Below are 20,463 nucleotides of genomic sequence, written 5' to 3'. Positions count from 1 at the left end.
CGCGTCCGAGGATCACGTGTACCGGAGGAACTCCGAGGTATCGAGGTCGGCGCCGTCCATGCACGCGATTCCGGCGACCGGCTCCCCGAAAGACGTGGTGGAGACGTACCTGTAGACGCCCGGCGTCTTGAGCGGTTCCGTGTAGAGGAGGCACGGCCCCTCACGCGGGTCAACGAGAAGGTGCTGGGGCGCACCGGATCGTGCGTACCGCTTTTGCTTCCCCGCGTAGTCCTCGCGGTAGTTATTCTGCGAAACCACCTCGACCAACAACTCGCTTTCGTGCGCCCACGGCTTCGCCCCGGGCGCCAGTCGTTCCTCCGCGACGACCAAACCCGGGACCGGTTCGGTGGGCTCTGCCGTCAGGCGTAGACCGACATTCGCCACAACGTGTCGTTTTCCCGCCGGGATCTGCTCCCTGACGACGGTGATGTTGAAACCGTGTTCCCAGCACATGCCGGTCGTCATTGCGATCTGGTCGCCGAACGACTCGAGCTTGGAGATCGCGAAACCCGTCCGCTCCGCAAAGGCGGCCACGTGCTCAAGGGCGTCGGTGCTGTCGGGGGTCACCTCGACCACGTTACCGAGCGTGAGTAGTCGAGTGCGGTGGTTCGCCGGAGGCGGGCGGGTGGTCGGCGTGGCGAGCGAATAGGGTCTTCAGTCGTGAAGGATGCTTTTCCGGACAGTGATCCGGAGCTCGTGGCGCGGCGGGCGGCCTCGTTCGGGGGGAGCGCGGCCCTGTACGCGGCGGAGCGGCCGGACTATCCCGTCGCGGCGGTGCGGTGGGCGCTGGAGCCGCTCGCCGGACGGACGCCGCCGCGGGTGCTCGATCTCGGTGCGGGCACCGGCAAGCTGACCGGGGTCCTCCTGCGGGACGGCCTCGCCCCCGCCGACCTCGTGGCCGTCGAGCCCGATCCGGCGATGCTGGACGAACTGCGCCGCGGGTTCCCGGACGTGCGGGCCCTGCGGGGCGGCGCGGAGGAGATCCCGCTCGGGGACGGGGCCGTGGACGCCGTCCTGGTGGGGCAGGCGATGCACTGGTTCGACCTCGACCGCGCGATGCCCGAGATCCACCGGGTGCTGGCGCCCGGCGGTGTGCTCGCCGGGCTGTGGAACCTCGACGACGACCGGGTGCCGTGGGTCGCCGGGATGAAGGAGGTTTCGCGGAGCAGCGTGTCGCTGCGGCGGTGGCGGCCCAAGACCGTCCCCGAGACGCGCTGGTTCCCGGTGGTCGAGCGCGCGGAGTTCCCGCACGTCCAGCGGCGGACGGCCGAGTCGATGACGGCCACCGTCGGCACCCACTCGCACGTGCTGGTGCTGGACGAGGCCGAGCGCGGCGAGGTGCTCGGACGGGTGCTGGAGTACCTGCGGGGGACGCCGGAGACGGCCGCCGGCGAGTTCGCGCTGCCCATCGTCACCACGGCCGTCCGTACGGTACGGGGTTAACCCCGCGTCTTCTCCGGGACCTTGGACGGCCACAGTGTGTGGCCGACGGGCCAGATCGCCCAGATCGCGAGGACGACGCCGAGGCGGGCCGTCCATCCCCAGAGGGCCTCGGTGCGGCCGGTGTCGCCGACGAGGGCGATCATGCCGACGAGGATGCCGCAGGCGATCGCGGTCGCGAGGGACGCCTTGCCGAACTCGCGCCACTCGTAGCGGGTGCGGGCCGGGCCGCCCCGCGGCTTGCCGCGCGGCGGCGGGCCGCCCGCGAAGCGGTGCGCGAACCGCTCGTCGGCCCACCGCACCATGCTGTGCCCGAAGGCGATCGAGTAGCCGAGGTAGGCGGCCGACAGGCCGTGCGCGAAGCCGGCCTCGGCGCCCCGGCGCAGGTCCAGGACGGTCGCGGCGAGCAGGACGACGTCGATCAGCGGCACGCAGAGCAGGAGCAGGGCGCCGAGGCGGCGCATGCGCAGCGGGTAGCGGGCGACGAGACCGGCGCCGAGGACGACCCAGAAGCCGATCTCGCAGGCGGCGATGATCGCGATGAGCACGGTGTCACCGGTCCCGGGAGAAGACCGCGCCGAGGCCGAAGACGAGCAGGCCGAGGACGCCGAGACCGATCCCCGCGAGGGGCTGGTGGGCGTCCGACCATTGGAGCACCTCCATCTGCTCGCCGCCCATCGCGTGGTTCACGACGGACGCGAGGCCGGCGATCGCGACGATGGTTCCGATGGTGCGCATGGGGCCGTCCCTTCCGAACTGGCGGTACCCCTCAAGCGTCGGGCACGCCGGATGCCCGGCGCGTCGTCCGCGGTGACGTTTCGCGGGTCGTCCGAAGGATGTACGGGCGACCCTCACGCGGGTGGACGCGGCACGTCCCGGGAGGTGCTGAGATGGGAACGTGCTCGTTTCCGCCCGCCGGCTGACCACCCCGCAGGACGCGCTCATCGCCGCGGCGTCCCTGGCCGCCGGGCTGGTGATGATCGTCGCGGACGGCTATGTGAAGTTCTCGGGCGCGTCGCCGCCGCTGGTGCTGCGGGTCGTGCCGCTGGCCGGGCTGTGCGCGGCGATGCTGCTGCGGCGGAAGGCGCCGCTGACCGGGCTGGCGGTGGCGACCCCGTTCAACGTCCTGGACGTGGTGCTCGGGCCGAGCCTCGCCACGCTGATGATCTACGGGGACGCGCTGTACGCGGCGAGCCTGTACGGGCGGCGGCGGACCGCGGAGTGGCTGCTCGGCGTGACGATCGCGGCGACGCTGGCCGTCGCGGCGGCCATGGGCGCGCTGGTGGTCGCGGGAGCGCTGGAGGGCGGCCTGTCGGTGGTGGTGCTGCTGGGCGCGGTCGCCGGGATCACCTGGGTGGCGCCGGTGCTGACCGCGATGGCCGTCCGGGAGCACCGGTCGCGGGCCGAGGCGGAGCGGCTGCGCGCCGAGCAGGTCGCGCGGCTCGCCGAGCTCGACCGGCGCGCCGCCGTCGGGGCCGAGCGGGCCCGGATGGCGCGGGAGCTGCACGACGTCGTCGCCAACCATCTGAGCGCGGTGGCGCTGCACTCCTCGGCCGTCCTCAAGGTCCGTGACCTGGACCGGGAGACGCTGGACCGGTCCCTGGAGGTGATCCGCGAGAACAGCGTGCAGGGGCTCGCGGAGATGCGCCGGATGATCGGGCTGCTGCGCGACGGCGACGCGGGCGAGGAGGGCGCCGACCCGCCCGCGCAGCCGCGGCTGTCCGAGCTCGGACGGCTGGTGGCGCGCACGTCGCGCAGCGACCTGTCGGCGCGGCTGCAGGTCGCCGGGGAACCGCCGGAGCTGCCCGCGGCGGTCGAGCTGGCCGCCTACCGGATCGTGCAGGAGTCGCTGACGAACGCGCTGAAGCACGCCGGTCCCGGGAGCGCGGACGTGGTGGTGGAGTACGTGCGGGGCGGCGTGACGATCGACGTGCTGAGCCCGCTCGGGACGGACGGCGCACGGCTGCCCGGGACGGGCAGCGGGCTGATCGGGATGCGGGAGCGGGCGACGCTGCTCGGCGGACGGTTCGACGCGGGACCCTGGCCGGGGCCGGACGGCTCCCGCTGGCGGGTGCGCGCCGAACTGCCCGCCGATCCGCCCGCCGACAGGGAGGTGGCCTCGTGATCGAGGTGCTGGTGGCCGACGACCAGGCGGCGGTGCGCGCCGGGCTGGTCCTGATCCTGGGCGCCGCGCCCGGCGTGCGGGTGGTCGGCGAGGCCGCCGACGGGGAGCGGGCGGTGGAGCTGGCCCGCGAGCTGCGCCCGGACGTGGTCCTGATGGACGTGCGGATGCCGAAACTGGACGGCATCGCCGCCACCCGGGAGATCGCCGGGTTCACCGACGTGCTCGTGCTGACGACGTTCGACGTGGACGAGTACGTGTTCGGCGCGCTGCGGGCGGGCGCGTCCGGGTTCCTGCTCAAGGACGTCGACGCCGACCGGCTCGTCGAGGCGGTGCGCACGGTGGCGGCGGGGGAGGGGATCATCGCGCCGAAGGTGACCCGGCGGCTGATCGGCGCGTTCGCGGGGCGCCCGGCGGCGCCCGCGCCCGTCCCGGGGCTGGCGGATCTGACGCCGCGCGAGCGCGAGGTGTTCCGCTGCCTGGGCGAGGGCCTGCCGAACGGGGAGATCGCGGCGCGCCTCGATATGGCCGAGACGACCACGAAAACGCACGTCAGCCGCATTCTGGCGAAACTCGGGCTGCGCAGCCGCGTCCAGGCGGCCATCCTCGCGCAGGAGACGGCCGCGGAGGGCCTGGAAGGCCCCGCCGGTCGTCCCGGACCCAGGTGATCCGCCGCGGGCCGCAGGCGGCCGCTCAGGGAGACAGGCCGCGGATCAGGTCGGCGACCCGGACGATGCCCAGGCAGCGGCCCACCTCGTCCACCACCACCAGGTCGTCGTAGACCCGGTCGTTCTCCCGGCCCGCCGCCCGCAGCGCCGCGACCGCCGGGACGGTGCGCGGCACCGGGCGCGGCGGGTCGGCGTGCCGCGCCGCCGGGCGGTGGGCGTGCAGCGCGTGCCCGTACGGGCCCGACAACCGCAGCAGGAACCGCGTCCGGTCGACGGTGGCGTACGGGCGCTGCCGCTCGTCCACGAGGACGATGCTGGTCACGCCCGTCTCGGCGTTCAGCGCGTCCAGCACCTCGTCGGCGGTGGCGGTGTGCGGCATCGTGATCGCGGGCAGCGTGAACTCCGACACCCGGGGCCCGAGCGCGGCGTGGCCGAGCCGCCCCGCAGGCTCCTCGTGCGCCGCGACGGGCACGCTGACCGGCATGCCGGGCCGCCACTCCGGCGGGGCGAGGACGGGTCCCTGCGCGAGCCGCGCGCCGAGCCCGCGCAGGTGCAGCACCTGGTCCTGGGTCTCCAGCCCGGGCGCGAGCACGTGCGTCTCCAGCCGGTGCGCCAGTTCCATCAGGCTCGCGGCGAGCGCGGAACGGCGCGGTTCGCCGGGCGCCCGGCGGGCCAGGTCGGCGTCGAGCTTGAGCACGTAGCGGCGCGGACGTCGGCGAGCAGATCCAGCGGCGCGTGCGCGGCGCGCGCCCGGCGAGCCCGACGAGGTAGCCGGCCCGGCGCAGCCCGCCGAGCGCGCCGCCACCGCGGGCCGGGTCGCGGGCGGATAGCCGCCGGTCGCGCACAGGATGATCTCGCCCGGGCGGCGGCCGGTCCCGCCGAGCCCGTGGTGCAGCTCCTCCAGGACGTGCTCGCGCCCGCGGCGAGCGTCTCGGCGCGCAGGCCGATCAGCAGCGGCAGCCGGGTGCCCAGCTCCGCCGCCGCGCCCGCCGCCTCGACGGCGCGCGGACGTCCTCGGCGGCGGGGTCGGTCCAGGCCGGGGAAGCGGACGGCACCGGGTACCCGCCCGAACCGTGATCGGCGTACGGGGTCCCCTCCGGAAAGGGCCCGGCGGACGGGGCCGCAGCCGGGCCCGCGTGCGCCTCAACGGCCACGACGGTCCCGGTGCCCAGGTCGACGACCGGGTGGAACACGGCACGGGCCGGGAGAAGTACATCAAGGGCTGACACATCCGCATGATGCCGCTTCCAAACGTCCGAAACCTCAGTTGTCAGGAAGTGTTAACGCACAATTCGCCAGGTCAGGAGCGCCCCGCATGATCATAAGTGATGATCACAGGTCGCGTCCGGCGAACAGCGCCGCCAGCAGGTAGGTGCCGCCCGCGAGGGCCGCGAGCCACGCGTACGGGGCGATCTCGGCGCCGCGCAGCGCCTGCACGATCAGCGCGGCGACCACGGCGACGGTCAGTACGTCCCCGGTGACGGCGCGCCGCGCCGGTGCGCGCGCGTCCGGTGCCCGGAACCGAAGCCCTCGCCGAACGCCGGGCCGCCGTCGTGCCGCCGGTGCGCCAGCAGCCCCGCGTACCCGGCGAGCGCGCAGAGCGCGACGAGTCCGGTGCCGGTGCGGCCGTCGGCGGCGAGCACGGCGCCGACCACCACCGCGGCGGCCAGGACGAGGCCGGGGACGGCCCACCGGCTGATGCTGCGGCGTTCGGGAGCGATCCACATGGAGGTCATCTTCCCCGATCACCGGGCGGGTCCGCCCGCAACGCGCCGGGCCGCTCACGGCCGATGCCTGGGGTTGGGCGGGGGCAGGCCGGTATGTTATCGGCCCGTGGCGCAATTTCGATTGAACGGCTCCAAGATGCTGGCCGTCGATCTCGCGGGCGAATCGATCAGGGCGCTGAACGGCGCCATGGTCGCCTACGAGGGGCAGATGGCCTTCAAGCGGCAGGGCATGAGCGGCGGCGAGGGCCTGCGCGGCGCGCTCAAGCGCAAGATAGCGGGCGAGGGCATGACCCTCATGGAGGTCAGCGGCCAGGGGACGGTGTACCTGGCGAGCGAGGCGACCGAGGTCACGCTCGTCCAGCTCGCCGGAGACACCCTCTACGTGGAGTCCGAGAGCCTCCTCGCCCTGGACGGCGGACTGCAGACCGGCGTGCACTTCGTCGGGCTGCGCGGCATGGGCACCGGGCAGGGCCTGGCGACGACCAAGGTGGAGGGGCACGGGACGGCCGCGATCCTGTCGGACGGCCCCGCGATCGCCCTCGAGGTGACGCCGCAGACGCCGCTCAGCGTCGACCCGCACGCCTACGTCGGGCACATCGGGCGGCTCGAACAGGACGTCGTCACCGACGTCAACTTCCGGACCGTCCTCGGTCACGGGTCGGGCGAGAGCGTCCAGTTCCGGTACCAGGGCCACGGCCTCGTCTACGTGCAGCCTGCCGAGCGCGGCGGAATTCTGGAGATGTGATGCCGGGATACCAGTCGATCAACTCCAAGATGCTCCAGGTGCAGGTCGGCCCGGGGCGCGAAGTGTACAGCAAGCGCGGGGCGATGCTCGGCTACAGCGGCCCCGTGTCGTTCGCGCCGTCCGCCACCGCCGGGCAGGGCCTGGGCCAGACCATCGGACGGGCCGTCGCGGGCGAGCGCACGTCGATGATGCACGTCACCGGGCAGGGCCAGGTGATGTTCGGGCACGCGGGCATGGAGGTCACGACCGTCGAACTCGACGGCACCGACACCCTCTACGTCGAGGCCGACCGGCTCCTCGTGCACGACGCGAGCCTGCAGGTCGGGACGATGTTCATGGGCGAGCAGGGCGGCGTCCGCGGCGTCATCCGCGGCGCGGTCACCGGCCAGGGCCTGTTCACCACGACCCTGTCCGGGCAGGGCTCCTGCGCGCTGCTCTCGCACGGCGGCGTGATGGAGATGCCGATCACCCCGCAGCGTCCCGTCCACGTCGACCCGCAGGCGTACGTCGGGCACCGCGGCCAGGTGCAGAACAAGCTGAGCACCGCCGTCGGGATCCGCGACCTGGTGGGCCGCGGCTCCGGGGAGGCGTTCCAGCTCGAACTGAGCGGCTCCGGGGTCGTCTACGTCCAGGCCAGCGAGAGGAAGATCTGACCGTGACCAGCTACGGCACGCAGACCTGGAACCCCGGGACGCTGCCGGCCAACGACAACGTCAACCCCTACGCCTTCAGCGTGGACCTCAACGGGCAGTGGTTCGCGCAGAAAGGCAAGATGATCGCCTACTACGGGCGGATCAAGTTCGAGGCGCTGTCGGCCGGTCCGCTCGACGCGCTCGTCGCGCACACGTTCAACTCCCCGCTGTACGCGCAGGACTGGATCGTCGCGCAGGGGCAGGGCAAGCTCCTGCTGGCCGACCGGGGGTTCGACGTGAACTCCTTCGACCTCGACGACGGCAACCTCACCGTCCGGGCGGGCAACCTGCTGGCGTTCGAACCGGGACTGGAACTGAAGCAGTCGATCATCCCGGGCTTCCTCACGCTGATCGGCACCGGACGGTTCGTGGCCGCGTCGAACGGGCCCGTCCACTTCGTCGAGCCGCCCGTCCGGGTGGACCCGCAGGCGCTGCTCGGCTGGGCCGACTGCCCGTCCCCGTGCCACCACTACGACCACTCGTACATGCGGGGCGTGCTCGGCGCCGCGCGGGCCGCGTTCGGCATCGGCGGCGCGTCCGGCGAGGAGCACCAGTTCGACTTCACCGGCCAGGGAACCGTGCTGATGCAGTCGTCGGAGGTCGTGATGAACGAGGACGTCCTGCTGCGCGACCTCGAAGGCCAGATCGGGATGGTCGGCACGTCCGGCCTGCAGCGCCTCCAGCACACGATCAACCAGCGCCTGGCCGCCGAACGCCAGGACTGACGGCGGCGGGCGGGCTCGCGGACCCGAGGGGCGGGACGGACGCGGCGTCCGCCCCTCGGGCCCGGCCCGGCCCCGGCGCGGAGGCCGCGGGACGGACGCGGCGGCGGAAGTTCAGCCCACCGGTTCGGGTGCGGGCTTCATCACCTGGAACCGGGCGCCGAACGGGTCGCGGACGGACGCGAACCGCCCGTACGGCGAGTCGACCGGTTCCTGGTCGACGGCGCCGCCGCCCTCGCGCACCAGCCGGACGGCCTCGTCGGCGTCCCCGACCGCGAAGCACGACTGCCAGGACGCCGACGAGGCGTCCGGTTCGCCCATGAGGCCGCCGATGTAACGGCCGTCGGGACGCTTGAGGACCGTGTAGTCCATGCCGCCCGCCTCCTCCGCGGGCATCCGCTCGCCCTGGTGCCCGAACACCGCCGCGTAGAAGTCCCGGGCGGCCTCCGGGTCCGGGGTGACGACCTCGTTCCAGACGAGCGAGCCCGGCTCGTTCACGTAGGCGGAGCCGATGTGCGCGCGGCCCTGCCACAGCCCGAACTGGGCGCCCTGCGGATCGCGGACGATCGCCATCCGGCCGAGGTCCATCACGTCCATCGCGGGCTCGACCACCTCGCCGCCCGCGTCGGCGACCCGGGCGACCGTGCCGTCGCAGTCGTCGGTGGCGAAGTAGACGTCCCACCAGAAGTCGGTCGCGTCCTCGTCGGGGTTCTGCATCATCGCCGCGACGGACTCGCCGCGCAGCAGGCACAGGTTGTAGTGCCCGGTCTCCGCGCCGGTGTCGCGGAACTCCCAGCCGAAGATCGGGCCGTAGAACGACTTGGCCCGCTCGACGTCCGGGACACCGAGGTCCAGCCAGTCGGGCGTTCCCTCGGGTGCGTTTCTCGTGACGTGCGTCATGTCGACCACGCTCCTTGGTCGTGGGCCGTTTCCGGCCCGGCGTCCCCGTCGCATGCGCTGACCCGTGCGTCCTCCCCATACCCGGAATGAAATAGCTCACCTGCTCGGATTTCGGTGGAAAAGGGTGGGACGGACGCGGCATGCCGTCACGTAGACTGGCCCGATGGTTTCGCTCCCGAACTGACAGGCCGTTCTGGCGCGCCCCGGTCACCGGACCGTGCGGCGCGCCGTTTCGTGCGCCTGCCCGTCGAACCGTCCCGTCCAGGGGAGCCCTGTCACTGTGATCATTGCGAAAGACATCGAGCTGCGCGCCGGATCCCGGCTGCTGATCGAGTCCGCCTCGTTCCGGGTCAACCCCGGCGACCGGGTCGGCTTCGTTGGGCGCAACGGCGCGGGGAAGACCACCCTCACCAAGGTGCTGGCCGGGGAGGCGATCCCGGCCCAGGGCGCCGTCACCTCGTCGGGCACCATCGGCTACCTCCCCCAGGACCCCCGCGGCGTCGACCTGGACGAGCTGGCCCGCGACCGCATCCTGTCGGCGCGCGGGCTCGACGAGGTCGTCCGCGACCTGCGGGCCGCCGAGGAGGCCATGGCCACCGCCACCGGGGGCGCGCGGGACAAGGCCGTGCGCCGGTACGGGCGGCTGGAGGAGCGGCTGCACGTGCTCGGCGGCTACTCGGCGGAGGCCGAGGCCGCCTCGATCGCCTCCAGCCTCGGCCTGCCGGACCGGGTGCTGGGACAGCCCCTCGGGACCCTGTCGGGCGGGCAGCGGCGGCGCGTGGAGCTGGCCCGCATCCTGTTCTCCGACGCCGACACCCTGCTGCTGGACGAGCCGACCAACCACCTCGACGCCGACTCGGTCGTCTGGCTGCGCGACTTCCTGAAGTCGCACCAGGGCGGGCTCGTGGTGATCAGCCACGACGTCGACCTGCTGGGCGCCGTCGTGAACCGGGTGTTCCACCTGGACGCCAACCGCAGCGTCGTCGACATCTACAACGTCGGCTGGAAGAAGTACCTCGACCAGCGCGAGACCGACGAGCGGCGCCGCAAGCGCGAGACCGCCAACGCCCAGCGGCAGGCCACCGCGCTGCTGTCGCAGGCCGACAAGATGCGCGCGAAGGCCACCAAGGCCAAGGCGGCCCAGCAGATGGACCGCCGTGCCCGGCAGCTCCTGGCGGGCGTCGAGGGGGAGCGGCAGGCCGACAAGGTGGCCAAAATTCGCTTCCCGGACCCGGCTCCGTGCGGCAAAACCCCCCTCACCGCGACGGGTTTGTCGAAATCGTACGGATCTTTGGAGATTTTCACCGACGTCGACCTCGCGATCGACAAGGGCAGCCGCGTGGTCGTCCTCGGCCTGAACGGCGCCGGCAAGACGACCCTCCTGCGCATGCTGGCAGGGGTGGACGAGGCCGACACCGGCACCGTCGAGGCCGGGCACGGGCTGCGGCTCGGCTACTACGCCCAGGAGCACGAGACGCTGGACGTCGACCGGTCGGTGCTGGAGAACATGCAGTCGGCCGCGCCCGGTATGGCGCCCGTCGAGGTCCGCAAGATCCTGGGCTCGTTCCTGTTCTCCGGCGACGACGTCGACAAGCCCGCGGGCGTGCTGTCCGGCGGCGAGAAGACCCGGCTGGCGCTGGCGATGCTCGTGGTCTCCAGCGCGAACGTCCTGCTCCTGGACGAGCCCACCAACAACCTCGATCCGGCCAGCCGGGAGGAGATCCTCGCGGCCCTGCGGACCTTCGCCGGAGCCATCGTCCTGGTCACCCACGACGAGGGCGCCGTGGACGCGCTCGCTCCGGAAAGAGTGATCTTGCTTCCGGATGGTGTGGAGGACATCTGGAGTGACGAGTTTGCCGATCTGGTGACGCTTGCGTGACCTGCGCGGCATCTTCCGCAGATCTTTTCTCGCCGAGTGGGTAGCCGAACGGCCGGGAATGACTGATCATGGCGGGGGATAACGCAGCGGTCACCACATCACTACGGGAGGTACTCGTGGCCGAGACCCTGAAGAAGGGCACCCGCGTGACCGGTGCCGAGCGCGACAAGCTGGCGACGGACCTGAAGCAGAGGTACGAAGCCGGCGAGAGCATCCGCGCCCTGGCAGCCGCCACCGGCCGCTCGTACGGCTTCATCCACCGGATTCTGACCGAGTCCGGAGTCAACCTTCGCGGTCGCGGCGGCGCGACCCGGGGCAAGAAGTCCTGACCGGACGCCGACCCCCGGAGCAGCGCCCCACCTGACCCGTTGCGGCCGTTCCGGCGTGACCGACGCCGGGCGGAGGCAACGGGTCAGGCCCGGAGGTTCCGGGAGCGTCCTCCCTGGACGGAGACGCCCGAACCGGCGCCGCGGCCGACCGAGTAGGGTTCGGTCGCGGCGGGATCGGCATGGGTCCCGCCTCGTGGACGGCGGGGCGGGCCCCACTGCGTCACCGCGGCACCGTGCCGGTGCGCCGCCGCCGACGCGAAGCCATTCGGGCGCGGCCCTCGGCAGGGCCGCCCACCAGGAGGGGGACAGATGACGGACATGGACGCGCGCCCGGCACCGGCCGCGGCGCCGGGCGAGGCGGAACTGGCCGAGGCCGGGCTGGCGCTGGAGATCGACGGGGCCGTCGCCACCGTCACGCTGAACCGGCCCGAGCGACGCAACGCCATGACGTTCGCCACCTGGCGCGGACTCGCCGCGATCGGCCGCTCCCTGCCCGCGGACGTCCGCGTCGTCGTCCTGCGCGGCGCGGGGCCCTGCTTCTCGGCCGGGATCGACCTGTCGATGTTCTCCGGCGACGGCGAGGGCTTCTCCGACGGGTCCGACGCCGCGGCCACCGACCGGTTCATCGCCGAGCTGCAGGAGGGCTACACCTGGCTGCGGCGCCCCGACATCGTCACGGTCGCCGCCGTGCACGGCCACGCCATCGGCGGCGGCTTCCAGCTCGCGCTGGCCTGCGACATGCGCGTCGTCGCCGACGACGCCAAGTTCTGCATGAAGGAGCCCGCGCTCGGGCTCGTCCCGGACCTGACCGGCACCAAGCCGCTCGTGGAGATCGTCGGGATCGGCCGCGCGCTGGAGCTGTGCCTGACCGCCCGCACCGTCGCCGCCGACGAGGCCGCCCGGCTGGGCTTCGCCGAGATCGTCGTCCCCGCCGACGGCCTGGACGGCGCGGTCGCCGACCTCGTCGCGGCCCTGCTCGCGGTGAACCCGGGCGCCGCGGTCGCCACCAAGCGGCTGCTGTGGCAGGCGCCGGAGAACACCCTCGAAGAGCAGTGCGCCGCCGAGCGCCGCGAGCAGACCGGACGCCTCCGCGCGATGTTCGGCGGCAACGGCTAGCACGCGCCGGTATTTCGCCCACAGCTCAACCCGAGGCGGGCCCCGGCGCCGGGCGCGTTGTGATGCTTACTTGATTACTTGATGACGTGCGCGCGCCCGTCCGCGGGCGCGCGCCGACCCTCGGAGGCGCGTGTGGGCATGCCGGGATCGCCGGGCAACGGCTGGCAGGTGATGGCCTCGTTCCGCCGGGACAGCACGGTCACCCAGCAGAAGCTCAAGCCCGGCACCGTGAAGCGGATCGTCGGCTACGCCCGCCCGTACGTCCGCGAACTGTCGCTGTTCCTCACCCTGAACACGTTCGCCTCGCTCATCGTGGTCGCCAACCCGCTGCTGCTGAAGGCGATCATCGACCGGGGGATCGTGCCGGGCGAGCAGAGCGTGGTGATCTGGCTGGCCGTCGGCGTCGCCGCGCTCGCGCTCGTCGAGGCCGTCCTCGGGCTGGCGCAGCGCTGGTACTCCGCGCGCGTCGGCGAGGGCCTCATCTACGACCTGCGCTCGCAGGTGTTCGCGCACGTCCAGCGCCAGCCCGTCGCGTTCTTCATGCGGGCGCAGACGGGGTCGCTCGTCAGCCGGCTGAACAACGACGTCATCGGAGCCCAGCGGGCGCTGACCACCACCCTGTCGTCGGTCGTGTCGAACGTGATCAGCCTGGTCCTGGTGCTCGTCACGATGCTGATCCTGTCGTGGCAGGTCACGCTGATCGCGCTGCTGCTCCTCCCGGTGTTCGTCCTGCCGGCCAAGTGGGTCGGCAAGCGGCTGCAGCGGGTCAGCCGCGAGCAGATGAAGCTGGACGCCGAGATGAGCTCGCTCATGACCGAGCGGTTCAACGTCGCGGGCGCGATGCTCGCGAAGCTCTACGGGCGTCCGGCCGAGGAGGAGGAGAACTTCTCCGGCCGCGCCGCGCGGGTCCGCGACGTCGGCATCGTCGCCGCCATGTACGGCCGGGTGTTCTTCACCGCGCTGACGCTCGTCGCCGCGCTCGCCACCGCGATGGTGTACGGCGTCGGCGGCTCCCTCGTCGTGGGCGACGCCCTCCAGCTCGGCACACTCGTCGCGCTCGCCACGCTGCTCACCCGGATGTACGGGCCGCTGACCGCGCTGTCGAACGTCCACGTGGACGTCATGACCGCGCTGGTGAGCTTCGACCGGGTCTTCGAGGTGCTGGACCTCGAACCGCTGATCCGCGACCGGGACGGCGCCCGCGCCCTCCCGGCCGCGCGCCGGGCCGCGGACGGGACCGCGGCGGACGAGGGCGGCCCCGCCGGGCGAGTGGACCTGGCCAAGCGGGACGGGGACGGGAACGGGGACGCCGACGGGGCGCCCGCGATCGAGTTCGACCACGTGCGCTTCGCCTATCCGTCCGCGGACGAGGTGTCCCTCGCGTCGCTGGAGTCGATCGCCCGCGCCGACACCGCCCCCGGGCGGGAGGTGCTGCACGACGTGCACTTCACCGCGCGGCCCGGGCAGCTCGTCGCGCTCGTCGGCCCGTCCGGCGCGGGCAAGTCGACGATCACGCACCTGGTGTCGCGGCTGTACGACGTGTCGGGCGCGCCGTGCGGATCGGCGGCGCGGACGTCCGCGACGTCACGCTGGAGTCGCTGCGCGCGGAGATCGGCGTGGTGAGCCAGGACGCCCACCTGTTCCACGACTCCATCCGGGAGAACATGCGCTACGCCCGTCCGGACGCCGCCGACGAGGAGATCCGCGCGGCGCTGGAGGCGGCGCACATCGGCGCGCTGGTCGAGGACATGCCCGAGGGGCTCGACACCGTCGTCGGCGACCGCGGCTACCGCCTGTCGGGCGGGGAGAAGCAGCGGCTCGCGCTCGCGCGGCTGCTGCTCAAGGCCCCCTCGGTGGTGGTGCTGGACGAGGCGACCGCGCACCTGGACTCCGAGTCGGAGGCCGCGGTGCAGCGCGCCCTGGCGACCGCCCTCGCCGGACGCACCTCGCTGGTGATCGCGCACCGGCTGTCGACCGTCCGGGAGGCCGACCAGATCCTGGTGATCGACGGCGGCCGCGTCGCCGAGCGCGGGCGCCACGAGGAGCTCCTGCTGCGCGGCGGCCTGTACGCCGAGCTGTACCGCACCCAGTTCGCCCGCCAGGACGACCGCGCCCCCGGGGACCACGCGGGCGAGGCGGGCGTCGGCGAGGCGGGCGTCGGCGAGGACGGCGTCATCGATCGCGACGCGGCGGACGGTCCGCCGCTCACCGCCGGGTGGAGTCCGGCGGAGCGGGCGGAGCAGGCGGGTCAGGAGTCGGAGGCCAGCCGGTAGCCGAGGCGGCCGAGCTCGATCCCGGCGATCTTCTCGACCTGCGCCGACTGCCGGGACGTCAGCCGGTCCCGCCACGAGCCGACCCCGTGCTCGTCGCCGTCCCGGCCGCCCGCCGCGGTCCGGACGAGCCCGCCCAGCGCCGTCCGGGAGACCTCGGCGTCCAGGTAGCGGGACAGCTCGGCGGCGAGCTTGCGCGGCTTGGCGACCAGGTCCTCGTACCGGACGGTGAACAGCTGCTCCCCGGGCACCTGCAGGCGCAGCTTCGCGCTGAGCCGCACCGCGCCGCGCCAGCGCAGCGCGCACTTGACGGCGGGCGCGCGCGCGGCCAGCGGCTGCGCTCGGTGTGGTCCTCGACGCCGAAGAACGCGTTGGGGAAGACCGTGTCGAGGTTGGCGAGGCCCGGCTGGAACCAGGCGAGGGTGCGTTCGTCGTCGAGCATGTCGGCGACGGCGTCCCGGCCGTCCCGGATCACCTGGACGAGCCGCGCGTCGGGGAACGCGTCGAGCAGCACGTCGGCGCTGTACAGCAGGTCGGGGGACGCGTCGGCGAACCGTTCGATGTCGCGCGGGTCCACGCACGTCGCGTCCGCCGGGGGCGCGGCGCCGCCGGGCGCGCCGTCGGGGACGGGCGGGAGCCCGCCGAGGTCGCGGCACAGCGCGGGGCACTCGCCGCACGCCCGCGCCGACACCTGCCACGCCTGCGCGTAGGCGTCCCGCAGCGGGGCGCGCCGCGGCCGCGTTCACCGGCGATCGCGGGCCGCCGCGCGAAGGCGTAGACGACGCGCAGCACCTCGGGCCGGGCGGCCGTCAGGTGGAATCCGGGGGACCGCCTGATCGCGCGCGCCAGCAGGTCCGTGCCCGAGTGCGGGGCGCCCAGGACGAACACGGGGCGGCGGACCTTGGTGCCGTTGATCACCAGGATGTGCGGCGTCGACCTCATACGAAGCCAAGTTTGTCACCTTTTGCGGACCGGTCGGCCCGTGACGCTCCGTAGGGCGCGTCCGATATTGATCCGTTAACCACCGTAATCTGTGACCTGCCCCTAGCCTGGAAGAATGGACGACTCTGAGACGCTCGCCGGTTTCCTGGCGGAGGCCGGGGCGATCACGGTCCTGACCGGCGCCGGGATCTCCACCGACAGCGGGATTCCCGACTTCCGCGGGCCGGAGGGCGTCTGGACCAAGGACCCGACGGCCGAGGCGATGTCGACGATCGGGTCCTACCTCGCGGATCCGGACGTGCGGCGCCGCGCCTGGCGGTCCCGCCGCGACCATCCCGCGTGGGACGCCGAGCCGAACGCGGCCCACGCGGCCCTCGTCGAGCTGGAACGGGCCGGACGGCTGCGCGCGCTGATCACGCAGAACATCGACGGGCTGCACCGGCGGGCCGGATCGGGCGCCGACGCCGTCATCGAGATCCACGGGACCATGCGGGACGCGGTCTGCCTGGCCTGCGGGCTGCGCACCCCCATGCCCGAGGTTCTCACACGGGTCGACGCGGGCGAGGACGACCCGCCGTGCGCCGACTGCGGCGGCGTCCAGAAGTCGGCGACGATCTCGTTCGGGCAGGCCCTCGAACAGGACGTCCTGGACGCGGCGATCACCGCGGCGCGCGAGTGCGACCTGTTCCTGGCCGTGGGGACGTCGCTGACCGTGCAGCCCGCCGCGAGCCTGTGCCCGGAGGCGGTGGAGCACGGCGCCCGGCTGGTGATCATCAACGCGTCGGAGACGCCGTACGATGGGCTGGCCGACGCGGTCCTGCGGCTGCCGATCGGGGAGGCGCTGCCGGAGTTGGTCGGACTGGTCCTCGGCACCGTCCGGTGACCCGCGGGTACCGGACGCCCGGACGGACGCCCGCCGACCGGCGCCCGGCGACCGCCGGGCCGCCCGCTACAGTGACCGGGTGGTCGCCGCGTTCGCGCGCGCCCCCGGTGATCCCGGCGGCGTCCCGTGGGGCCACGGCCGCGGATCCGTTGGCGGGTCGTGACCGGAGGCCCCTTCCGTCTGCGTCCGGATCCTGACAAGCTCTAACCGTCGGGTGCTGAGGAGGAATCGGGTTGATGAGCGGGGGCGCCCGCGCGGAGGCGGCACAGGAGCCGTCCGACGCGCCCCTCCGGCGAACCGTCCGCACGGCGGGCGGGAATGCGGAATGTCCGCACTTACAGGCGTTTGCGGCCCGGTGACCGGGTCGTCGTGGTCGCTCCGAGCGGTCCGGTCGAAGCCGCGCGGCTGGAGGCCGGGTGCGGGACGCTGCGCCGTCTCGGCCTTGACGTGGAGCTCGGCAAGCACGTCCTCGACCGTGTCAACCTCGACGGCTCCGCGCCCGCGGACGACTCCCGGCACGGGCTCGCGGGCGGCGACGCCGACCGGGCCGCCGATCTCGCGGACGCCTGGTGCGATCCCGGCGTGCGGGCGGTGATCTGCGCCCGCGGCGGCTACGGCGCCGCCCGCGTCCTGGACCGGCTCGACTGGGCCGTGCTCGCCGCCGCCACCGAGGCCGACGCCGCGGGCGGCCGCGGCCCGAAGATCCTGCACGGATCGAGCGACGTCACCGCCCTGCACGTCGCGTTCGGAACGCGCCTGGGCGTCACCACGTCCTTCGGCCCGATGGCCGCCGGGGCGCTCATCACCTCGGACGCCGCCCCGGACGCCGCCCCCGGCGCCGCCCCCGACGCGACCGGGCCTTGGACGATCGACGTCCTGCGGAGCGCGCTGTTCGGCGGCGCCGCACCGCTCCCCGGCACGCCGAGCGCTGCGCCCGGGACGCGCGGAGGGCGCCCTCACCGGCGGCACCCTCTCCCTGCTCACGACCCTCCTCGGCACCCCGTACGCGCCGCCGCCCGCCACGGGCCGCATCGCGTTCCTCGAAGACGTCACCGAGGCCCCCTACCGGATCGACCGGATGCTGGTGCAGCTCCTCCAGGCGGGCTGGTTCGACGGCGTCGCCGGGATCGCCCTCGGCTCCTGGGAGCGGTGCGGCGACCCGGGCGAGCTCGACGACGTGTTCACCGCGCGGCTCGGCGGGCTGGGCGTGCCCGTCCTGGCGGGCGTCCCGGCCGGGCATGGAGCGCGCCAAGGCACGCTCGAACTCGGCGCCCCGGCCGTCCTGGACGCGGACGGGCTCACCCTGACGGCGCCCGCGGCGGGAGGTGCCCGATGAGCGGCCGGTACACCTACGGCGACGCGCACGGCGAGACACCGGACGACCGCACCCTGGAGTCGCTGCTGGTGCTGGTGGCCGAGAGCCTCGGCTACGCGTGCCGTCCGGCGCCCGGCGACATCATGCTGCTGGAGGGCGCGCAGCGGCTGCACGTCAACATGCGGGACGTGCGGCAGGTCGCCCGGCGGGTTCCGCGCGACGACTGGCCCGCGCTGGTCTCCGATCACGTGACCACGGTCGTCACCGCGACCGAGGAGCCGCTCGACCTCAGCGACTTCGACCTCGCCCAGCACCTGCTGCGGACCCGCATCTATCCGGCCGAGAGCGACAACGGCACCCTCGCCGCCCGCCCGTTCGGGCCCGGCCTGATCGAGGCCGTGGTGGTCGACACCCCGACCACGATGCGGACGGTCACCACCGGGGAGATGCGGCACTGGCCCGTCTCCGGGGACGCGCTGTTCATGATCGGACGCGCCAACGTGCGGGCGGACGGCCCGCTGCAGGTGGTCGAGCAGGACCTGCGCGGCGTGCGGGTGTCGGTGCTGCGCGGTTGGACGTTCTACGCCGTCACGCACCTGGCGTGGCTGGAGGAGTACCTGCCGATCGGCCCCTACGGGGCGCTCGTCATCGCCCCGAACCGCAGCCTCATCGTCGCGCACCCGCTGCGCATGACCGAGGGTTCCCCGCGGGCCCGCTACCGCGCCGCCGTCGCCGCGGCCGAGGAGCTGCGGGCGCAGGCGTACCGGGCCTACCAGGAGGGGCCGGGGTCGCTCAGCCCGCAGCTGTACTGGTGGCGTGCGGGCGAGCTGACCTACCTGCACACGCGTTACGAGAACGGCGTGCTCGTCCTGCCGGAGGAGTTCGCGGCGGTGCTGGCGACGCTGGCCGCCGAGCACTGAGCTCCCGCGGGCACGGCCGCCCCGGCGGGCGGGACGTCCGGCTCGGCGGGAACCCCGGGCGGCCGCGTCGTTCCGGCGGCGTCCGGCTCGGCCGCGGGGGCCTCGATCGTCAGCATCGGCAGGAACACGTGCGTGAGCGGGCCGATCGCCAGCGCGTACAGGACGGTGCCGGCGCCGACCGTCCCGCCGAGCAGCCAGCCGGCGGCCAGCACGGTCAGCTCCAGCCCGGTCCGGACGGCGCGGATCGAGTGGCCGCGCGCGGCGATGCCGGTCATCAGCCCGTCGCGCGGGCCCGGACCGAGCCCCGCGCCGATGTAGCAGCCGGTGGCGAAGCCGCCCACCAGCACGGCCGCGACGAGGTACGCGGTGCGGGCGGCGAGCGCGTCCGGTTCGGGCAGCAGCCACAGGAACAGGTCCGTGAACGCGCCGACGAGGAGCACGTTGCTGATCGTGCCGATGCCGGGACGCAGCCGCAGCGGGATCCACGCGAGCAGCACCAGCCCGCCCGCGATCAGGATCCAGACGCCGATCGTCAGGCCGAACCGCAGCGCGAGGCCCTCGTGGAGGACGTCCCACGGGTCGTTCCCCAGGCGAGGACAGCTGCAGGGCCAATCCGAGGCCGTACAGGGCCAGTCCGATGTAGAGCTGCACCAATCGGCGTGCCATCAGGGCCATTGGTCGTTCGTTCCTTCCTCAGGCGTTCGAGTTGTCCACTCTTGTCCAAATTGGTCTGGCAACTACAGGGCCAATGTGCGAAAGTGGTTTGCATGAGCACCCGATACGTGAGCGGACACCAGCTGGCCCGGCTGCTGGGCGACGTGCCGCGCGAGCGTCCGGTCTACGCGGCGCTGGCCCGGGGCGTGCGCGGGCTCGTGCTGGACGGGCGGCTGGCGCTGCGCACGCGGCTGCCCGCCGAACGCGACCTCGCCGCCGCCCTCGGCGTCAGCCGCACCACGGTGACGGCCGCCTACGACCGGCTCCGCGAGGAGGGCTACATCGAGAGCCGGCAGGGCGCGGGGAGCTGGACGGCGCTGCCGCCGGTGCGGATGGCGGGGGACGGCATGTCCGCGGCGGCGCACGGCCCGCGACCCCGGGGGGGCGCCGACGGCCGGACGCCCGCCGGCCTGGGCTTCAGCGACACGCTGCCCGGCGGCGCCGCGTCCGGCGAGCCCGGTTTCGGCATGGCGGGGACCGGCCTCACGATGGTGCCGGAGTCAGGCCCGGACGGCGCGGGCTTCATCGACCTCGGCTGCGCGGCGCCCCGGCGCGCCCGGCGTCTTCGACGCGCCGTGGCGGCGGCCGTCGCCGAACTGCCCCGCTACAGCGGCGGCCCCGGCTACCAACCGGCCGGGCTGGCGTGCCTGCGCGAGACGATCGCCGCCCGGTACACCGCCCGGGGCGTCCCCACCCGGCCGGACGAGATCGTCGTCACCAGCGGCGCGCAGCAGGCGTTCACGCTGCTAGTCCGGCTGCTCGTGCACGCCGGGGACCCGGTGATGGTCGAGCGTCCCACCTACCCGCACGCGCTGACGGCGCTGCGCGCGCAGGGCGCCCGGCTGGTCCCGGTCGGGATGAACGGGGGCTGGGACGCCGAGCTGGCCGCGGCCACGATGCGGCAGGCCGCCGTCCGGATGGTGCACACCATTCCCGACTTCCACAACCCGACGGGCCTGCTGATGCCGGACGCCGACCGCGCCGCGGTCACCGCCGCCGCGCGGGCCGCCCCCGCCGCGCCGTCGTCGCCGACGAGACGTTCGCCGACCTCGCGCCGACGACCGCCGCCGCGCCGCGCG

General features: G+C 73.8%; 20 protein-coding genes and 3 pseudogenes. 14 read left to right on the top strand and 9 right to left on the bottom strand.

Annotated elements, in window-relative coordinates:
• Nucleotides 1-12: 12 nt before the first annotated feature.
• Entirely contained in the window at nucleotides 13-567 is a 555-nt protein-coding gene (locus tag BJF79_RS35705) for a Uma2 family endonuclease (protein WP_075904049.1), read from the bottom strand.
• Nucleotides 568-660: 93 nt separating this feature from the next.
• Here BJF79_RS35705 and BJF79_RS35700 point away from each other — a divergent pair, with 93 nt between their 5' ends.
• Nucleotides 661-1,443, top strand: a complete 783-nt coding sequence (locus BJF79_RS35700) for a class I SAM-dependent methyltransferase (RefSeq protein WP_083734497.1) — start codon at nucleotides 661-663, stop codon at nucleotides 1,441-1,443.
• Here BJF79_RS35700 and BJF79_RS35695 read toward each other — a convergent pair.
• Both BJF79_RS35695 and BJF79_RS35690 read right to left on the bottom strand, forming a co-directional pair.
• Nucleotides 1,440-1,988, bottom strand: a complete 549-nt coding sequence (locus tag BJF79_RS35695) for a hypothetical protein (protein WP_075904045.1) — start codon at nucleotides 1,986-1,988, stop codon at nucleotides 1,440-1,442. The genes BJF79_RS35700 and BJF79_RS35695 overlap by 4 nt on opposite strands.
• A 4-nt stretch (nucleotides 1,989-1,992) precedes the next feature.
• Nucleotides 1,993-2,178 carry a hypothetical protein gene (locus tag BJF79_RS35690; protein WP_075904043.1) on the bottom strand — a complete coding sequence of 62 codons (186 nt, stop codon included), beginning with the start codon at nucleotides 2,176-2,178 and terminating at the stop codon, nucleotides 1,993-1,995.
• A 160-nt stretch (nucleotides 2,179-2,338) separates the two neighbouring features.
• Between BJF79_RS35690 and BJF79_RS35685 the strand changes: the two genes are divergently transcribed.
• Nucleotides 2,339-3,565 carry a sensor histidine kinase gene (locus BJF79_RS35685; protein WP_262403059.1) on the top strand — a complete coding sequence of 409 codons (1,227 nt, stop codon included), beginning with the start codon at nucleotides 2,339-2,341 and terminating at the stop codon, nucleotides 3,563-3,565.
• Nucleotides 3,562-4,230, top strand: a complete 669-nt coding sequence (locus BJF79_RS35680) for a response regulator (RefSeq protein WP_075904041.1) — start codon at nucleotides 3,562-3,564, stop codon at nucleotides 4,228-4,230. Before BJF79_RS35685 ends, BJF79_RS35680 begins: the two co-directional genes overlap by 4 nt.
• A 25-nt stretch (nucleotides 4,231-4,255) precedes the next feature.
• Here the strand turns inward: BJF79_RS35680 and BJF79_RS56345 are convergent, their stop codons facing one another.
• From BJF79_RS56345 to BJF79_RS35670, 3 genes are all read right to left on the bottom strand, one after another.
• Complete coding sequence (locus BJF79_RS56345; RefSeq protein WP_075904039.1) at nucleotides 4,256-4,927, bottom strand: EAL domain-containing protein; 672 nt, start codon at nucleotides 4,925-4,927, stop codon at nucleotides 4,256-4,258.
• 635 nt (nucleotides 4,928-5,562) lie between these two features.
• Nucleotides 5,563-5,685 (bottom strand): hypothetical protein, encoded by a 123-nt coding sequence (locus tag BJF79_RS63265; protein WP_262403058.1) that lies wholly within the window; start codon nucleotides 5,683-5,685, stop codon nucleotides 5,563-5,565.
• Between the two features lie 8 nt (nucleotides 5,686-5,693).
• A complete protein-coding gene (locus BJF79_RS35670; RefSeq protein WP_262403057.1) occupies nucleotides 5,694-5,957 on the bottom strand; it encodes a hypothetical protein in 264 nt (87 codons plus the stop codon).
• A 106-nt stretch (nucleotides 5,958-6,063) separates the two neighbouring features.
• Between BJF79_RS35670 and BJF79_RS35665 the strand changes: the two genes are divergently transcribed.
• Genes BJF79_RS35665 through BJF79_RS35655 form a run of 3 tightly spaced genes read left to right on the top strand, consistent with a single transcriptional unit; the run spans nucleotide 6,064 to nucleotide 8,119 of the window.
• Nucleotides 6,064-6,702, top strand: coding sequence for an AIM24 family protein (locus tag BJF79_RS35665; RefSeq protein WP_410050187.1), 639 nt, complete (start codon nucleotides 6,064-6,066; stop codon nucleotides 6,700-6,702).
• Nucleotides 6,702-7,355, top strand: coding sequence for an AIM24 family protein (locus BJF79_RS35660; RefSeq protein ID WP_075904035.1), 654 nt, complete (start codon nucleotides 6,702-6,704; stop codon nucleotides 7,353-7,355). Before BJF79_RS35665 ends, BJF79_RS35660 begins: the two co-directional genes overlap by 1 nt.
• 2 nt (nucleotides 7,356-7,357) lie before the next feature.
• Nucleotides 7,358-8,119: an AIM24 family protein gene (locus BJF79_RS35655; protein ID WP_075904033.1), complete on the top strand. Its 762-nt coding sequence runs from the start codon at nucleotides 7,358-7,360 to the stop codon at nucleotides 8,117-8,119.
• Nucleotides 8,120-8,230: 111 nt separating this feature from the next.
• Here BJF79_RS35655 and BJF79_RS35650 read toward each other — a convergent pair whose 3' ends face one another.
• The gene (locus BJF79_RS35650) at nucleotides 8,231-9,016 is read right to left on the bottom strand and encodes a VOC family protein (RefSeq protein WP_075904076.1); all 786 of its coding nucleotides are present in this window, start codon (nucleotides 9,014-9,016) and stop codon (nucleotides 8,231-8,233) included.
• Between the two features lie 280 nt (nucleotides 9,017-9,296).
• On the opposite strand from BJF79_RS35650, the gene BJF79_RS35645 reads away from it, so the two are divergent.
• The 4 genes and pseudogenes from BJF79_RS35645 to BJF79_RS35630 form a co-directional block, all read left to right on the top strand.
• Nucleotides 9,297-10,895 (top strand): ABC-F family ATP-binding cassette domain-containing protein, encoded by a 1,599-nt coding sequence (locus BJF79_RS35645; RefSeq protein WP_075904031.1) that lies wholly within the window; start codon nucleotides 9,297-9,299, stop codon nucleotides 10,893-10,895.
• 116 nt (nucleotides 10,896-11,011) lie between these two features.
• Nucleotides 11,012-11,224: a helix-turn-helix domain-containing protein gene (locus BJF79_RS35640; protein WP_075904029.1), complete on the top strand. Its 213-nt coding sequence runs from the start codon at nucleotides 11,012-11,014 to the stop codon at nucleotides 11,222-11,224.
• A gap of 309 nt (nucleotides 11,225-11,533) precedes the next feature.
• The gene (locus tag BJF79_RS35635; RefSeq protein WP_262403056.1) at nucleotides 11,534-12,340 is read left to right on the top strand and encodes an enoyl-CoA hydratase/isomerase family protein; all 807 of its coding nucleotides are present in this window, start codon (nucleotides 11,534-11,536) and stop codon (nucleotides 12,338-12,340) included.
• Nucleotides 12,341-12,478: 138 nt separating this feature from the next.
• A pseudogene (locus BJF79_RS35630) lies at nucleotides 12,479-14,445 on the top strand (ABC transporter ATP-binding protein); the annotation flags it as partial.
• A gap of 143 nt (nucleotides 14,446-14,588) precedes the next feature.
• On the opposite strand, the pseudogene BJF79_RS35625 reads toward BJF79_RS35630, so the two are convergent.
• Nucleotides 14,589-15,552: pseudogene (locus BJF79_RS35625) on the bottom strand (sulfotransferase family protein).
• A gap of 115 nt (nucleotides 15,553-15,667) precedes the next feature.
• Here BJF79_RS35625 and BJF79_RS35620 point away from each other — a divergent pair.
• The 3 genes and pseudogenes from BJF79_RS35620 to BJF79_RS63255 all read left to right on the top strand — a co-directional run bounded on the left by BJF79_RS35620 (nucleotide 15,668) and on the right by BJF79_RS63255 (nucleotide 17,771).
• Nucleotides 15,668-16,435 carry an SIR2 family NAD-dependent protein deacylase gene (locus BJF79_RS35620; RefSeq protein WP_075904027.1) on the top strand — a complete coding sequence of 256 codons (768 nt, stop codon included), beginning with the start codon at nucleotides 15,668-15,670 and terminating at the stop codon, nucleotides 16,433-16,435.
• Nucleotides 16,436-16,753: 318 nt separating this feature from the next.
• Nucleotides 16,754-17,152, top strand: a pseudogene (locus BJF79_RS63260) (LD-carboxypeptidase); the annotation flags it as partial.
• 211 nt (nucleotides 17,153-17,363) lie between these two features.
• Nucleotides 17,364-17,771: a hypothetical protein gene (locus BJF79_RS63255; RefSeq protein WP_316043509.1), complete on the top strand. Its 408-nt coding sequence runs from the start codon at nucleotides 17,364-17,366 to the stop codon at nucleotides 17,769-17,771.
• Between the two features lie 826 nt (nucleotides 17,772-18,597).
• Here the strand turns inward: BJF79_RS63255 and BJF79_RS35605 are convergent.
• Nucleotides 18,598-19,167, bottom strand: coding sequence for a hypothetical protein (locus tag BJF79_RS35605; RefSeq protein ID WP_316043504.1), 570 nt, complete (start codon nucleotides 19,165-19,167; stop codon nucleotides 18,598-18,600).
• 270 nt (nucleotides 19,168-19,437) lie between these two features.
• On the opposite strand from BJF79_RS35605, the gene BJF79_RS52010 reads away from it, so the two are divergent.
• The coding region (locus BJF79_RS52010) for a PLP-dependent aminotransferase family protein (RefSeq protein WP_143220686.1) at nucleotides 19,438-20,463 on the top strand (1,026 nt) is incomplete at its 3' end.

The sequence above is a fragment of the Actinomadura sp. CNU-125 genome (assembly GCF_001942465.1).
Taxonomy (GTDB): Bacteria; Actinomycetota; Actinomycetes; order Streptosporangiales; family Streptosporangiaceae; genus Spirillospora.
Note: the sequence above shows the minus strand (reverse complement) of the source record. Positions and strands in the feature narration are given on the sequence as shown.